Annotated in this window: 17 protein-coding genes and 2 pseudogenes; all 19 read right to left on the reverse strand. The window is 36.7% G+C overall.

Features of this window, described 5'->3' with window-relative positions; genetic code table 11:
* Positions 1 to 352: 352 nt before the first annotated feature.
* Positions 353 to 2,464: pseudogene (locus SPD89_RS03655) on the reverse strand (ATP-binding protein); the annotation flags it as partial.
* Positions 2,448 to 2,843: a conjugal transfer protein gene (locus tag SPD89_RS03660; protein WP_336260603.1), complete on the reverse strand. Its 396-nt coding sequence runs from the start codon at positions 2,841 to 2,843 to the stop codon at positions 2,448 to 2,450. The gene SPD89_RS03660 and the pseudogene SPD89_RS03655, both read right to left, overlap by 17 nt.
* Positions 2,844 to 2,929: 86 nt before the next feature.
* The gene (locus tag SPD89_RS03665) at positions 2,930 to 3,427 is read right to left on the reverse strand and encodes an antirestriction protein ArdA (RefSeq protein ID WP_442961035.1); all 498 of its coding nucleotides are present in this window, start codon (positions 3,425 to 3,427) and stop codon (positions 2,930 to 2,932) included.
* Positions 3,428 to 3,547: 120 nt separating this feature from the next.
* The gene (locus SPD89_RS03670) at positions 3,548 to 3,769 is read right to left on the reverse strand and encodes a hypothetical protein (RefSeq protein WP_113844524.1); all 222 of its coding nucleotides are present in this window, start codon (positions 3,767 to 3,769) and stop codon (positions 3,548 to 3,550) included.
* Complete coding sequence (locus SPD89_RS03675) at positions 3,766 to 4,056, reverse strand: hypothetical protein (RefSeq protein ID WP_336260604.1); 291 nt, start codon at positions 4,054 to 4,056, stop codon at positions 3,766 to 3,768. Before SPD89_RS03675 ends, SPD89_RS03670 begins: the two co-directional genes overlap by 4 nt.
* The gene (mobT, locus tag SPD89_RS03680) at positions 4,053 to 5,216 is read right to left on the reverse strand and encodes a MobT family relaxase (protein WP_442961041.1); all 1,164 of its coding nucleotides are present in this window, start codon (positions 5,214 to 5,216) and stop codon (positions 4,053 to 4,055) included. The genes SPD89_RS03675 and mobT overlap by 4 nt, the downstream gene beginning before the upstream one ends.
* Before the next feature lie 211 nt (positions 5,217 to 5,427).
* A complete protein-coding gene (locus SPD89_RS03685) occupies positions 5,428 to 5,859 on the reverse strand; it encodes a hypothetical protein (RefSeq protein ID WP_336260606.1) in 432 nt (143 codons plus the stop codon).
* A 26-nt stretch (positions 5,860 to 5,885) separates the two neighbouring features.
* On the reverse strand, positions 5,886 to 7,241 hold the full coding sequence (locus tag SPD89_RS03690; RefSeq protein WP_336260607.1) for an FtsK/SpoIIIE domain-containing protein: 1,356 nt from the start codon (positions 7,239 to 7,241) through the stop codon (positions 5,886 to 5,888).
* 2 nt (positions 7,242 to 7,243) lie between these two features.
* Positions 7,244 to 7,624: a YdcP family protein gene (locus tag SPD89_RS03695; RefSeq protein ID WP_336260608.1), complete on the reverse strand. Its 381-nt coding sequence runs from the start codon at positions 7,622 to 7,624 to the stop codon at positions 7,244 to 7,246.
* 13 nt (positions 7,625 to 7,637) lie between these two features.
* Positions 7,638 to 7,952: a YdcP family protein gene (locus tag SPD89_RS03700; RefSeq protein WP_336260609.1), complete on the reverse strand. Its 315-nt coding sequence runs from the start codon at positions 7,950 to 7,952 to the stop codon at positions 7,638 to 7,640.
* Between the two features lie 107 nt (positions 7,953 to 8,059).
* On the reverse strand, positions 8,060 to 8,263 hold the full coding sequence (locus tag SPD89_RS03705; RefSeq protein WP_336260610.1) for a hypothetical protein: 204 nt from the start codon (positions 8,261 to 8,263) through the stop codon (positions 8,060 to 8,062).
* A 243-nt stretch (positions 8,264 to 8,506) separates the two neighbouring features.
* Positions 8,507 to 8,977, reverse strand: a complete 471-nt coding sequence (locus SPD89_RS03710; RefSeq protein ID WP_336260611.1) for a DUF3995 domain-containing protein — start codon at positions 8,975 to 8,977, stop codon at positions 8,507 to 8,509.
* A 71-nt stretch (positions 8,978 to 9,048) separates the two neighbouring features.
* Positions 9,049 to 9,229 (reverse strand): annotated as a pseudogene (locus tag SPD89_RS03715) (dihydrofolate reductase family protein); the annotation flags it as partial.
* Between the two features lie 63 nt (positions 9,230 to 9,292).
* Entirely contained in the window at positions 9,293 to 9,742 is a 450-nt protein-coding gene (locus SPD89_RS03720; RefSeq protein WP_336260612.1) for a GNAT family N-acetyltransferase, read from the reverse strand.
* 111 nt (positions 9,743 to 9,853) lie between these two features.
* Complete coding sequence (locus SPD89_RS03725; protein ID WP_442961042.1) at positions 9,854 to 10,537, reverse strand: DUF2306 domain-containing protein; 684 nt, start codon at positions 10,535 to 10,537, stop codon at positions 9,854 to 9,856.
* Between the two features lie 349 nt (positions 10,538 to 10,886).
* Positions 10,887 to 11,255 (reverse strand): MFS transporter, encoded by a 369-nt coding sequence (locus SPD89_RS03730; RefSeq protein WP_336260614.1) that lies wholly within the window; start codon positions 11,253 to 11,255, stop codon positions 10,887 to 10,889.
* 141 nt (positions 11,256 to 11,396) lie between these two features.
* A complete protein-coding gene (locus SPD89_RS03735) occupies positions 11,397 to 11,972 on the reverse strand; it encodes a TetR/AcrR family transcriptional regulator (protein WP_336260615.1) in 576 nt (191 codons plus the stop codon).
* Positions 11,973 to 12,566: 594 nt separating this feature from the next.
* Positions 12,567 to 13,478 (reverse strand): methylisocitrate lyase, encoded by a 912-nt coding sequence (gene prpB, locus SPD89_RS03740; RefSeq protein ID WP_336260616.1) that lies wholly within the window; start codon positions 13,476 to 13,478, stop codon positions 12,567 to 12,569.
* 48 nt (positions 13,479 to 13,526) lie between these two features.
* Positions 13,527 to 14,963: a bifunctional 2-methylcitrate dehydratase/aconitate hydratase gene (locus SPD89_RS03745; protein WP_336260617.1), complete on the reverse strand. Its 1,437-nt coding sequence runs from the start codon at positions 14,961 to 14,963 to the stop codon at positions 13,527 to 13,529.
* Positions 14,964 to 15,047 lie beyond the last annotated feature (84 nt).

Consider the following 15,047-nt stretch of genomic DNA (forward strand, 5'->3'; position numbering starts at 1 on the left):
CAAGCCTGTCATGCATACATTTCTATATGCTAGTCTTCAGAGCGTACATTCGCCAGTTCGTCAGTTCCTTATGGAACATTCTCACCATATTCTGTTTTTAATGACTCCCGGCATATCAACCACATATCCTACCTCTAGGACACTTTCGTTAAATGACGAGCCATTTAATTCGGTAGTTTTCTGCCGACTTCACCGAGCTTCATACAGTGTTCTTTGCACAAGACAACTGCATGTCGGAGGATTAGAGGAAGCGTTTCAGGGCGTTACTCCTTCATTCCACTTCTCAAGTTAAGAGTTCTCCATTCTTCTTTTTGATTAACTGCTTTTAAGCAGCTATCTTCGAGAATGTGCGCAATCTTTTCAATTGCGAACGTTTCGCACAGCTCCAAGCCTCATCCAAATCAACAATTTTAAAGATGGAGCGGTCAGAGTGGATAAAGTCTAAAGCAAAGGTGCTAATGACAATCAGCATAGCCACACTTAATAACTCCATTGTCGTATATTCTTCAAAAGAACTATTGGAATCAGGTAACACCAAATCTGCCACCTGAATAATATTGAGTTGTTTTTCCAAGCTAATAGATTGTGAGACATGTCCATCACTAAATAAAAGATGGGCAAAATCATAATCGACAAAACTTTCGATATGGTCAGCAATGCTATTACTGATTGGCGTATTTTCTTTTCGTAATTCCTCTATGACTAATAACAATCCTCGTTGTTCATTTTGGGTCACACTCCGAATCGCTTTACGGAGAACAGGGAATTTTTCGCTATCACGACTCGAAATCCCTGTTAAGAAGGTGAGAATATCAATAGCCAGACTTTCTGAATCTTTGGCTCGTTTTAAGATAACGTAAGGGTCAAGTAGTCCTTTGTTTTCTTCCTCACTGCTCAGATTAACGATATTGATTTCATGAGCAATTTCTGGCAAGGTTTCTTTCCATTTTCCACGTTCAGCTTTTGGATCAACAATGACTGCCTGTCCGCCAAAGAGTACCGCATAATAAACTAACATATTGTTAGCGAATGATTTTCCTCCACCTAATGAACCGATAAAGGCAGACGCTAACGCATTCGTTACAGAACCTTTCACGCCTTGACTGGCAAGGCTCGGTTTGAGATAAATATTTCTGCCAGTATCGAGATTATAACCAACATAAATGCCCGAATGTTCGCCAAGCATTTGCGTTGCTCCAAAACCCAATCCAGCCAAAAAGTCCGACGTGACATATTGAATGTAGTCATTGATATATCGCTTGCTGGAAGGGATAAATTCATTATGCAAGCCTAGCATATCACCAAAAGGTCGTACTAATTTGATAGACAGATCGTCATAAAAATCTTTTACTTCATCACAACGTTGTTTCAGCTCGTCCAAGTTCTTTGCTGATACCCGTACCACATAGCTTAGTTTGTACATGGATTCTTTGGTTTGGTCTAAGTTGGTTTCTAATTCATCAACAGATTCTAAAGCGTCTACCACATTGGTACTGGTTTCGTTGTCGCTTTCCCATGCGTGGCTATCTAAATCTTTCAATTCTTTCTTTTTATTGCGAACGGTAGACAAGGCTTTTTTATTGGCGACAATTTCAACATTCATACTGGTATCAATGGGGAAAGTAAATTGCTGTTGCTGATAGTAGAAAATTTCACTGTTAGGAAAATCTAATTCGCCGACAATAGAATTAATTGTAAAGTAGGCAACGTAGGTCGTATGTTCTTCCTGTTCAATCCGCAAGTAGCGTTGATTTTCTTCTATCAAGCAACGTGTGGGTTTGAGAATATCATACTTTTTTAGCAAAACGTTTTTGCCTTCATATCGTTTGGGCAAATGATACGTATATTCTTCATAAGGTATTCCTGCCTGCCCATAAAGGTGTTCAAGAATATAGCCAAAATCGTGTGGATTCAATTTGCGAATTTGAAAGCGTCTGGATAATTTACTTTCCAATAGCTGTTCCATTTTAGAAAAACGTTCGATTTCTGCCATAGGCATAGAAACAAAATCACCCATCAATTTGTGATTCACGCCATGAAAGAATTCTGCAAAAGCTTTTTGAATTTCTTTCCCAACATTTTTAACCGATACTTCCTGTTCATTCAGCAAGAGTTTAAAACCAATAAAAAAGCGATAGTCTACTTGATTGTCGCCAATCATAGAAACTAACGCTTCGGTTTGTTCATCTATTTTTTGGTAAGCCACCTCTTTTAATCGTCCTGTGACTTCTTTTTTGGATTGTTCTTGGGTGGCTCGAATACTAGATTCCGTTGCCAGTTGCAGAGCATGAATCTTGCCATCCCGATTTTGGGCAATCAGTTGGCGAAAATTATCATGGACTTGTCCTTTTTCTTCTGAACTTAAAAAACTGTAATTATAGGGGATTAATTCATAATAGGCGAATACTTCGCCATCATGATTAAATACGAGATTATCTTCTATATATTTAATGGGATATGCCATTGAATCGTTCACTCCTTACCATCGTAATAGATTCATTGAGCGTTTCTTTTTGCAAACGCACTTGTTTACCAGCATAGGTGACTTTTGGGCGTAGGACATAGGTAATCAAGGACTTTAAAAATCCATAAGGTTTCTTTCCATCAAAAGTTTTTTGGCACATAAACCAAGTTAGAGCAACAGGAATCCCCACATATTTGAGTAAAGCACCGTCAATCAAAGAAAGAGGTGGCAGATTACCAAAGAGAATGACGACAAACAGAGAGACAATAAACCATGTCATTTGCGTAAAGGTAATGGGGAAAGGGAGTTGTAAATCATTAATCGCATAAATGACTTTCTCTACCGACCAAATGCTGGTGTAACTTCTTATTTTTTTCATGACTTCACGTCCTTTCTGTAAAAATAGAAAAGAGCAATCATCTAAAAAAGTGGATTGCTCTTTACATGGATGGATTCACTCATTTATTAGACATACTCAAAGACGCCATGAGAGGTGACAAGAAAATTCCCCTCGATTTCCATATCACGTCCTAGAGCTTGATAGTCAATATAATTTTGTAAGTTAGAAGGAACTTCTCCGAGCTGTCCTGTTTCTTCCACATAGTGACGTGCGACATCTTCCATCGAATTACAATCGCTATAACAGTGAATATCATCTACATTTTCCAGCAATTCTTCTAAGCTACTAAACCACATGCTTTGAATTTCTTTGAGTTCATCATAAATAGGTGTTCCCTCAATTTCTTGAATCGCTTCACATAAACGGTTAATTTCACTAATGGGCGTGTACTCGTCCACATCAAAAGGAAGTTCATAATCGTGTATGGCGTATTCTTCGTAGTTCTCATTTAAACCGATTCGTTCTGCCATTTCTTCCTCATCAATAGGTGGTGTAAACCATGCAGCAACCAATTCGCCTTCATTATAGCGTCCTAAATTTGCCACATAGACTTTCATTTCCAACGTTCATCATGTCCCTTCTTTGTAAAAGTTCAAAAATCCTACCGCACTTCGTTTGGTGCACCATTCTTTTGCAAAAGATAAGAAATTCACTTATCTTTCACAAAAGAACGGTATAATTTTTTAAGCCCCAATAATTCGATTGAATAAGTTTAATAACACGTCTTTCACGCCAGCAGCATTGAACACAAGACCAACAGCGATTAAAGCAATAATCAAAAAGCCAATCAGTTTTGAAAATTCTCGTTTAAAGCCTAAAAATAGCCCAATGACGACAATCGCTAACAGTACCAACGATTGGGCGTTATTTAAAAACCAGTTGTACAAATTCTGCCCAAAATTCATGTGGTTGTCCTCCTTTGCTTTAGATATTTTTCTCGATAATAGATATAATTCTTTACACGTTTTAACAATTGAAAGGGGGTTAAATGCTCCCCATAAATGGTTACTCGATTGGTATAATTCGGATAAAACGTCACTTTGTAAAAATCATAGGTATAGATGGCTTGACCAGCCTGTCTGTTTCCTTCAATAATGAGTGACGTATATTTACCTGTATCTTGCGTGTACACTTGAAACTCAATGCCACAATGAAACCCTAATTTCTTTAATTCTTCTGTTAAAAGGCTCATGTAATCAGTTCCTTCATTGCCAGATGTTGTTGTTCAATTAATTTCTCATGCTTCTCCGTCAACTCGGCTTCATGAATCATGGTGGAAATAATCGTTGTTCCGTTTAAAGCGTCTAAAATATTGACGACTTTTAACGTAGGGGCGACTTGATGGTGTAACCAGTTCAATGTCCGTTCAAAAGAGTACGGTTCTGGCTTTGTCGTTAGGCGTAAAGCTCCTCGATTCTTGCCGATAAACCATTCCCAGCGTTCATTGGTTTTCCATTGACTACGACGTTTTGTTTCGTCTTTATCTGCAAAGCGGATATAGCGATTAATAATCTCAAAGGCTGTCTTTTCCGCATGTTGATGTTCCAATAAATCTTTCATGGCTTGGGTGGCTCGGTCATTTTTCAACCGAATTTCAAACCGATTCTTTACTTCTGCGTCTTCTAAGGGAACATCATTTTTCACGTATTGCTCGTAATCTTTCTCATATATACAGAAATAGACTTCACTTTTTAGTGAGCCAATATAAAGGGTGTTTCCCATGTCTGGTTTTTCCTCACGGTGAACCAATTCGCCACTGCGGTAATTTTTAAAGCTGCGAAAGACGGAAATACATTCTTCCTGTTTACATTTCTTTGCCAACTCTGGAATATCCAAAATCCCTGTTTTATCGTTGATGGCTAAATCCAAGCGTTTGAAAATACCTTTATGTTCCATGCAATCTTGAAAGAAGTCATACCAGCTACGGTGTTGAGCCAATAGAAAGTTTTCAAACTGCCGACAGCCTTTTCCTTTCAGTTCCAATAAAACACCTTTACTTAAATCGTGAGAGACCATGACGATAATGTCACCGAAACGATAATGCTCTGGGTAAGAATAGTAGCCAAAGTCTTCATGTAGCATATAGTCCATATTCAAACGTAAAACTGTACCGATAATATGAGCTACATCATTGGTAGGAAATCGAATCCGAACATAGTCAAATAACATTTCCAATGGGTTATCGGGATTGAAGCGTTCCAAAGCGTTGAACAAATCTTCTTTAAGCTGTTGGGTAGGTACGGCTTTACCTGTTTCAATATCCGATAAATAAGGTCTGGTAATATGAGCAGCGACCGCCAATTTATTTTGAGAAACGCCATAAGCCAATCGCTTTTCTTTCAATTCCTCCATCCAAGTCTTTTCCTTTTTCACTCGCAACCCTCCAATCAAAAAAGATGTAAACTAGGAAGCCCCAGTTTACATCTGTCTCATTTTCTACAATCCCTTGTGCCATCAACATTTGTTGATAAGAATTGTCTGTTTCCAGTTGTATTTGTGCCCCCCTGTTAGAAACGGGGGGTTAATACGGGGCAGGGCAAGCCCTGCCCGACAAAGACGGAACTTACGGTTGGAGACCGTAAAACCCGTCTTTGTCGTCTGCTTTTGATCCCCCTTGTATTCCAATATAAATAACTACAAAATCAACCTCTGGCTCTAAATGCTCATGGACAATCACTTCAGATAGAATATCGCTTTTGAGTGAGTCTCTATCAAAAAGTTGAAATTGGTAATAAATATTACTATTAGTAATACTGTGGCGGCTATCTAAACGCATTCTAAATTGGAAAGGCGGCTTTTTTACTTCACGAATAATCTCATCAATCAGCTTATCTATTTTTGAGTAAAATCGTGCTTTGGGATTGACAGTAAAGTCTTTGTATCGGTCAATAATATATTGGTCACAATCTATTGTGAATTGATCTGTATGCAAACAAAGGCAAAGGGTACACTTTTCCGTTGGTGTATGACAGACTTCCAATTTCTTAATATCCATTCTTCTTATTTCTCCATTTCTTTTTCTTATGATGATGTTTGTTTTACTTTTGCAAGTGTTTCAATCGTCTGTAAAAAGTCATGTTCTTTTGGTACCAGGGGTGTATAAAATTCAGAAATGACACTATCCCCTTTATCCACATAACCTCGTCCTTTGATGGGCTTTAAGAAAAACTGTTTTTGTACATCTGATCCGAAAACCATGCCAAATCCGAGTTCACTCATGCGTCCTAAAGCAACCCGAAAATTAAAATTATCCCGAATCCCATCCCCAAGATATTTTGCGTCTGGTCGTTGACAGGCAAGGATAAGGAAGAAGCCAGATTGTCTGCCAAGCATAACAATTTGTTTCAGCTTACTCATGACTTTGACGCTCTCTTTCCCAATCATTTCCATAAACGAGGTATACTCGTCAAAAATTAAAAAGCGAGCAGGCAAGCCTAAATAAGCATAATTTTCTCCTGTCTTATAGTTAGGCATTGTTTTCATTTCTTCATTTCGTGTCATCATGTCCTCATAGAATTGGTCAATACAAGCGGTCATATCTTCCTTTTTATAGTACACATCAGGCATGACAGCAGATAAGTCCGCTAAATCGGCATTTTTAGGATCTAGTATATATAGCTTTGCGTCTGTCTTTAATAGGGCTTCAATCAGTGTAAGAATAAAATAACTTTTTCCGCCACCTGTGCCGCCAGCGATCAGCATATGCGGCAGCTTGTCATATTCCCAATAGAAAGATTCCATGAGTTTTAAGCTACCATCTTGTGCCACCACTTCATCAATGGAAATGCGGTTGGCAATCATGTCATAGAAAAGTACATACTCCACATAAGAATCGTGTAATTCCTTTGAAACCAATTCACAATACAAACCGCTTTCTAACTTTGTTTCCAAGTTTAAGAGCGGTTCTTGAAACTTTCCGAGCGTAATTTCCGCTTGAATATACAACAATCCCTTTTCAAACCGATAATACATTTTGGGAAAATGACTGATTTTCTCTTTTGCTTTATCAGAAGGGATGTCTTTAAAAAAGCTCTCTTTGGCGACTTGTTTTGTTTCATACCAACCGTTTTCCAGTATCATTTTAGAGAGTTTTTGACGGTGAATAATCTGTTTGAGGTGGTCATAGCGATAATGGTAATAGACAAAAGCACAACCGCCTGTCAATACAAGACTGATAAGCAGCGTCATTAATCCATACGTACTAATAAAGTGAGCTTGAAATGTATCAAGCTGCCATTCAGTAGATACCAAAAAGGATAGATGAAAGGGTGTAAATAAGAGAAGCCATGTTCCAAATAACCGAGTAAATACAAATTGAAAAACGAGGGAAGCGTCTTTTTTTTTAATTCGTTTCCCTCGTTTTTTTAAAAGGCTCATATTTATTTATCCTTATCTGGTGGGGTTTTTACGGACTTATCATTAATTGGTGCAGCCTTTCCTTTTAACACCAAATCATCTGCCTTTATGAACCAATCGACATCTGCACCACGAAAAGTGGCGTTTGCAACGGTATCAGCTACAGGATTGACCATTTCGACCTGTGCGTTATAATCAAATTCTTTTAATGGAATAGAAGCTGGGATACTTACTTGAATCATACGCCCTTGTTCTCTGGATTTTAAATCATAGGTACGTTCTTTTACTTCAGTTGATACCGTCCCATCCTCATTTTGAAGAAAGACTTCCCTTCGTAATGCCGAAAACTTCAATATTCCAAAAGTCTTTTCCTTATCAATAATTATGCCTTGTGCTAATCGCATGTGTGAATCCTCCTTATGCCTTGACGATATCGTCAGCATGTAATTTATAGTTTGTAAAACCTCGATCCCCAATTTTATAACCTTCTGCGGTAATACGTGCATTGACTAATTTTACGCTGTCCTCATGTTCAAAGAATTTTTCCCCAGCTTCATTGGGAAGGATGACTTCAATATCATCTGCCCGTTGAACATCTGAATAGAGATTATAACTACGAGATAGAGTGGTCATTCGTCCATTAATCCGTCGCTGTTCGACGTTTCCTTCTCCTGCATATTCTAAGTTACCAAATGTTTTTTCCATGTTCGGGATTACATATTTTAGTTCCATGATACAGACCTCTTTTCTTGTTTTAGTTTTTGATTCATAATTCAAAGTAAGACTTAAAGGGAGCGGGTGGGGAACGAGAGTTAAACATCTGCATGATTCATCACTCCTTATGCGTCTTGAAAACGATAATCTACTCGTCCATAAATCACACACCAAAATACAACCATTGTTTCTCCTTGTTTATCACGTACCAGTTTTCCATGAAGAAAAAACGGATAATCTTCAATTTCTATCTCATTTAATACAAAATTGTCGTCAATCCATTCCATGACCTTATCTTCATATATTTCTTGCTCTTTTAAAGACATCATGGTCATTCTCCTTTTCATTTAGTTTGGTCAAAACAATTGTCTGTTTCTAAACAGTTCGCACAAAAAATAGACACCTCAATTTGAAGTGCCTATCTATTTCATATTTAATTTTCATAATGGAAGTATCTTTTATTGATCTTCACTTTTCTAGGATATATAGTCGTATCAAGACTCATCCAAAAGTAGTAAATTAGTGGTAAAATGGATTACTTAATCCTTTAAACGGATTGATAAATCCAATGTTTATGCGGATAATCTGATTTCTACACTATTTTTAACAGAAAAAAAGTAAAAAATACCACCAATCATCCAAAACGGTTCCCAAAAAAGTAACCTCCACAATACTGCATATAATTCTAAATCAAAATCTAAAATATGAAACTGACTTAATGTAATAGTGGTGAAATTAAGAAATCCATAAAAGAACAGGATAATACCCACTATTTTAGTCACATAAAAAAGTACGCTGCTTATTATTGGCTTCCTCCATTGAAGAAGTAGCAATGACAATAATAGCAAGCCAAACAATTTAATTATCCCTGTAAGCCATAAAATGATGACAAAAGATCTTGGAGGATTTAAAGCCATCTCATAAATTGAGCCGCCAAGGGATCTCGCGCCAATGAGGCCACCCATTGCCCAGTAAAAGCTCATGGCTGCGAAGACAACAGTCCAAACCATACCGAATGTGATCATCCAATAATTTTTCTTCAAAAAAATACTCCTCTGAATCTAATTTGTCATTTATTTTACTATTTTTCAACATGAAATAAATGTTATTAATCTTAATTCAAATGATAGACTATTAGAACAACTTCGTAAGAAAAAGTTCTTGTATCAATCAGCCTCTGTTTTATATCCATAATCAATGGACTACCTCTCTAAACAGATAGCCTAAATTCATCTACAAGCCTTAAGTCGATAAAACCTAAATAAGAGCGCTCGACCTTCTAACCAGATGTCCTTACATGTCAGATTCTAGATCCAAGGCTGATAGATTTTGCTGCTTCTTCTCCAACCTTTTAAGATTTATAGATTAAAATGAAACTGACGTGTTTTAAGAGATTCGCCACCCAATTTCTGATAAAATTGAACGGCATGGGCATCAGCTTCCTCCGCTTGGACAAATAGTTCCTTTATTCCTTTTTGCCTGCAATCCGCTAATAACTCAGAAAACAATCTGCTGCCAATCCCACTTCGCTGATAGATAGTTTGAACTGCTACATCATAAACATACATCACAGATCCAACCTTATCATACGACATGAGCTCATAAGCAGTTATTCCGCCAATTATTACTTCAGATTGACGAATAGCAACAACACATACAAAACTTGGATTGTTCAGCAATTGCCTAATATTCTCCTTATTTACGTCATTTTCAGTCTCAAATACATCATTGAATAATAAGACTAAATCATGAAAATCCTTCTCATTGCCGGACTGTAACTTTTTGTAGGCAACATAATTATTATTCATTTGTTTCTCCTCATCCCTTATTTTTAAATAGAGTTTTGAGAAATTGTACCGATTTTTATAGGGAAATAAAAAAAATATTAATTGATTATTGGAAATATTCTTTTCGTACGTTCAAGATGCAGAACGTTTTCCGTCCATTTTATTTGTATAATAGGTAGTGAATCCAATAATAAGCGGAACAAATACAAGGATTGGGATAACCCATACAACCAAACTTACCGATTCAATCTGAAGAAGTCTCGGTGCACCAAATACAGTAAATGCAGTAACGGTAGCAATACAGCACGTCATCATACCTATAATATGTTCTACTATCCAATGCGATCTTCTAGTCGGTGCTGACAACCAGTATTGTAGTTGAGCTCCTCCCAAAAACACACCTACAATAGGGAAAAATTTCAATAATGGAAAATCAATTTTCCAGCCATATATGCTAATGGCAATACCAGAGACAAGTAATAGTATCGGCAGCAATAGATCAATCACTTTTCTATGTGCTATTCTGCGCGTTTTATAACGAAGAACTCGTAATCCATACCATACAGCCCCACCACTTAAAATAGCAATAAAAATCAGAAACCAAGAAAATGGAACATCCTCTGCATCAAATGATGAATCCCACGCGAGACGATAAACTCCCATATATAATGCTGAAATGGACACAATGCTCATGGCAACCACATATACCCAGCCACTGCGACGATGAATCTTACTTCCCTTTCTCGTAATGATTGGAATCCAAAATACAAATAATGCCAAGAAGCCCCCGATAATATGAGCCCACCGAGCAGCCATAACAATATATTCCACAAGTACCCACCCCCTTGCACAAAGTTTTTTTAAATCTAAAACTGTTCCAATAAGTGATAAGAAAAATTATAAAAAATAACATACCTCCATTTTGCCTCCATTTTGTAGATGTTCTTCATTTCTTTAATGAAATCTTATTCAGAACGAAGATGTAGTATCATTTTAAAAAATTCCCGCTCTCCACTGTGCTCGAGAATTGCTTTATTTGTTTATTGTATCATAAAATAGGCACTGAAATACGTTAGGTTTATTATAACTTTTTCAACCAAAATTCAAAATAAAATTAAGAAAATCGTTCACTTTCTTTTGGGACATACAGAAGATTCCTTCCCATTCAGGTCTTTACATTGGGGCGGCTTAGTACAAAACGACAAAGCGGCAAAATCTCTGCAATACCTTTTAGGAACACAGCAATGCAATGTTGCAGACCACTGTAAAAAGTAATAGTCGATAGTACTGTGCTAATCGACATTACAATTAGTCCAATTTGTATAACTGGTTTCCTTCCCTTTATAGCACTAATTTTTCCCCATACTAGAGCCATAACAGCTGTCATAATGGAGCCGGAAGAAATCAAAATTCCAGAATGAATTTCTTTTAATCCCAATTCCCGTATTAGTGACGGAGTGATTGGGGCAAGCAGCATTACCCCCAACATTGCAACAAAAACACTAATAAAAACTGTGATTTTAACTCTGTTCAATCCTTTCAACTCCCTGCTAATTCATATGTTTTATCGTTATGACAAGCTGTTAAATAGCTTGTGTGGACGAGAACTTTAAATAATGGTTGAGTGAATGAATATAACTAAATTCATTCACTCAACCATAATAAAAACCACGCATCACTTTTGATGGTTGGTTAATCCCTGTATAATAAATTCGATTAAATATTGCATAAGTTGTGGAAAATGTTGAATGCCAATTTCATCCTTATGCGTGTCAATACAGGTTATAGAATCAAAAAAAGCTGGCAGAAGTTCTTCATCAATATCATCCCTTATTTTCCCTTGAGCTTTCCAGTCTTTAAGTAAGTCCAAATAAAAACTGCGAACAGAATCAATAGTCCGGTTGTTACCATCTTTATAATGTTGTTCGAGTTCCTTATAAAAATCTTGATTATGCCATTCTTTCAATATAGGATTTGCATGAATGGCCTCGTAATTTTCTATTAGTAATTGACTAATCAATGTCACAGGCTCTAGAGTCAAATCCAACGATTCAATAAGTTGGTTTTTCAGCTTCTCATTCTCCTGTGCATAAATTTCTATAAATAGTTGTTCTTTAGATTTATAGTAATTATAAAATGTACCAACACCTATACCCGCCATTTCAGCTATTTCTTTAACATTCGTTTTTTTGAATCCTTTTGTACTGAACAAATCTTTACCACATATAAATATATTTGTTTTTATATCCATAAATCCTCAACCTTTTATAATGAATGTTTTTATATTCATTCATATTAAACCACACTATTTAACAAGCTGTCAACTTTACCCCTCTTGTACTAATACCCAGTCCCCTGCTTACCACGGTTTAAAAATCATCGGAAAAAATATAAGTATGATTATCACATTTTTAACCCAATCATGGAGGGTCTTTTGTTTTAATAACTCCATGTACTGCTGTGGAATATCGTCTCCATTATTGTCTCTGTCATATGCAGCATCGTTTTCATTTTACGCTCTGTAGTTAAAGCACTGTATATGGCTAAAACGATAAATAAAACGATTGCCGTCACATACCAAAAAGTGATAAGCAATGCTTTGTATTATCTCAATTCCCCCTATCTAATGTTTATTTTTCAAACATTGTGCTCATCAGCGTCAAAACATGGTGTGAATGAAATAAAATTCATTCACACCATGTTTTGAAGTGACATACAATTACATTTAATAAATATGGTTATCATGTAAAATTTGAGAAACAATCTCTGCTCCTATCCCCATTTGTTTGCCACTATTTATCTTGAAAAAGGAGTAAAATCACGTTTACTCCTTTTCTCCATTTATTTATAATTGTTTTTTCGTTAATACTGTTTTAGCAATTGTCTGATCAAGATTTTCAAAATCATCGTAGGAAATTGTTTCGTACAATTCCTTTCTCGTTTGCATATCCAGAATAGCGTCTTTCTGTGTTCCTGCTGTTTTGATTAGATTAAATACCTGTTCATATGCTTTAGCGGCTACACGTAAAGAAGTAACAGGATAAATGACCATTGCATAACCCAAGCTTTCGAACTGCTTCGCTGTTAAGTAAGGGGTTTGACCGAACTCTGTCATATTAGCCAGTAAAGGAACATTCACATATTTAGAAAAGCGTTTGAATTCTTCATTTGATTCCAATGCCTCAGGGAAAATCGCATCTGCTCCTGCTTCTACGTACATTTGTGCTCGTTCAATTGCTCGTTCAATCCCTTCATTCGCTCGAGCATCGGTACGGGCAACGACGATTAAAGAAGAAGCAACTTCTTTAATCGTTTTTATTTTTTGAACCATTTCCTTTATTGTAACAAGTTGTTTTCCATTCAAATGGCCACATTTCTTTGGCAATTGCTGATCTTCTATTTGAACAGCTGCCACCCTTGCTTCTAGCATTTCCGTTGCAGTACGAGCTACATTTAATACACCACCAAATCCCGTATCAATATCGACAAGTACTGGTAAATCTGTTGCCCGAATTAATTCTCTTGCACGCTCCGCTACTTCTGTGGATGTGAGGATACCTAGATCAGGCAACCCCATACTCGCCGTAAACGCCCCGCCTGATAAATAAAGCGACTTAAACCCTGCTTTTTTGGCAATCAGAGCTGCCATTGCGTCATGTGCACCAGGTATTTGTAAAATTTCTTTTTTAGAAATAAGTGTCTTAAACTGTTCTGCTAACTTTGTCTGTGGTGTTTGGTTATTCACAATCCATGCCATGATTTAGCCTCCTAGTTGCATAAAAGAACAAATTGTTCTGTAACTTACTTATTTAACAAACAGATCCATAAATTCGTTTACAGTCATTTGAGGAAGATCATCCATATTTAGACAAGCTTCTTCAATATTCTCTTTTTGTTTATTCGCAAACTGTGTTGCTATATTTTCCTTAAACTTATCGATGATTAGTGGAAATGCTTCTTCTCGTCGAAAACGATGTCCTAATGGATATTCAAACTCAATTTTCTCCGTCATTGTTCCATCTGTAAAAGTAACTTGAACAGCATTAGCAATAGAACGTTTTTCTGGATCTAAGTAGTCTTTCGTATATTGTTCATCTTCAACAATAGTCATTTTCTCACGTAGTGTATCAATTAGCGGATCTTTTGCTGCTTCATCTTCATAATCTTCGGCAACAATATTTCCTTTCATCAAGGCTATCGCTGTAATATATTGCAGACTATGATCCCGATCAGCCGGGTTATGCAATGGTCCGGTCTTATCGATAATTCTAATTGCAGATTCATGAGTGTTAATTATAATTTCTTTAATTTCATTCAGTTGATCTTTTACTTCTGGATGTAGGACTACGCCCGCTTCTGCAGCTGTTTGAGCATGGAATTCAGCTGGAAAAGATACTTTAAACAATATATTCTTCATGACATACGAATCTAGTGCACGTTGTAAAGTGATTGTTTCCCCCTTAAACATGACATCTTGAAATCCCCATCCTGGCGTTGTTAAAGCACTTGGATAACCCATTTCTCCTTTTATTGCCATTTGAGCTAAAAAGACGGCTCGGCTTGTAGCATCTCCTGCAGCCCATGACTTCCGTGATCCTGTATTGGGCGCATGACGATACGTTCGTAAAGATGCATTATCAACCCAAGCATTAGATAATGCATTATTGATTTCTTCCCGTCCACCACCTAACATTTTCGTGACAACTGCTGTCGATGCAATCTTAACGAAAAAGACATGATCAAGTCCGACACGATTTAAGCTGTTATCCAGAGCTAGAATCCCTTGAATTTCATGTGCTTTAATCATCATTTCTAATACTTCTTTAACTAGTAACGGAGATTTACCATTTGCAATTCGAGTCCGACTCACATAATCTGCTACAGCTAAAATACCACCTAAGTTATCAGATGGATGTCCCCATTCTTTCGCTAACCATGTATCATTAAAGTCTAGCCATCTTACTAAAACCCCTATATCAAATGCACCTTTTACAGGATCAAGTACATTACTTGTCCCTGGTACTTTCACTCCGTTTGGCACAACAGTTCCAGGCACATGAGGCCCGAGAAGTTTCGTACATTCTGGATAATTTAAAGCTAAAATTCCGCAGCCAATTGTATCTAATAAAACATATTTAGCTGTATTATAAGCTTCCTCACTTGTAATTTCTTTATTTAATACATAATTTGTTATTTCTTCAATAATTTCATCTGTCCCAGTTCGTTCATTCATTTTTAACAAATAAAATCTTTCCTTTCTGTGATGTAGTTGTTATAATGACTAATGGAATTACCAATTATAAGGGGAGTAGTCATACAACCTGCC

Origin of the sequence: Pseudogracilibacillus sp. SO30301A (assembly GCF_037072025.1) — a bacterium.
GTDB lineage: Bacteria > Bacillota > Bacilli > Bacillales > Amphibacillaceae > Pseudogracilibacillus.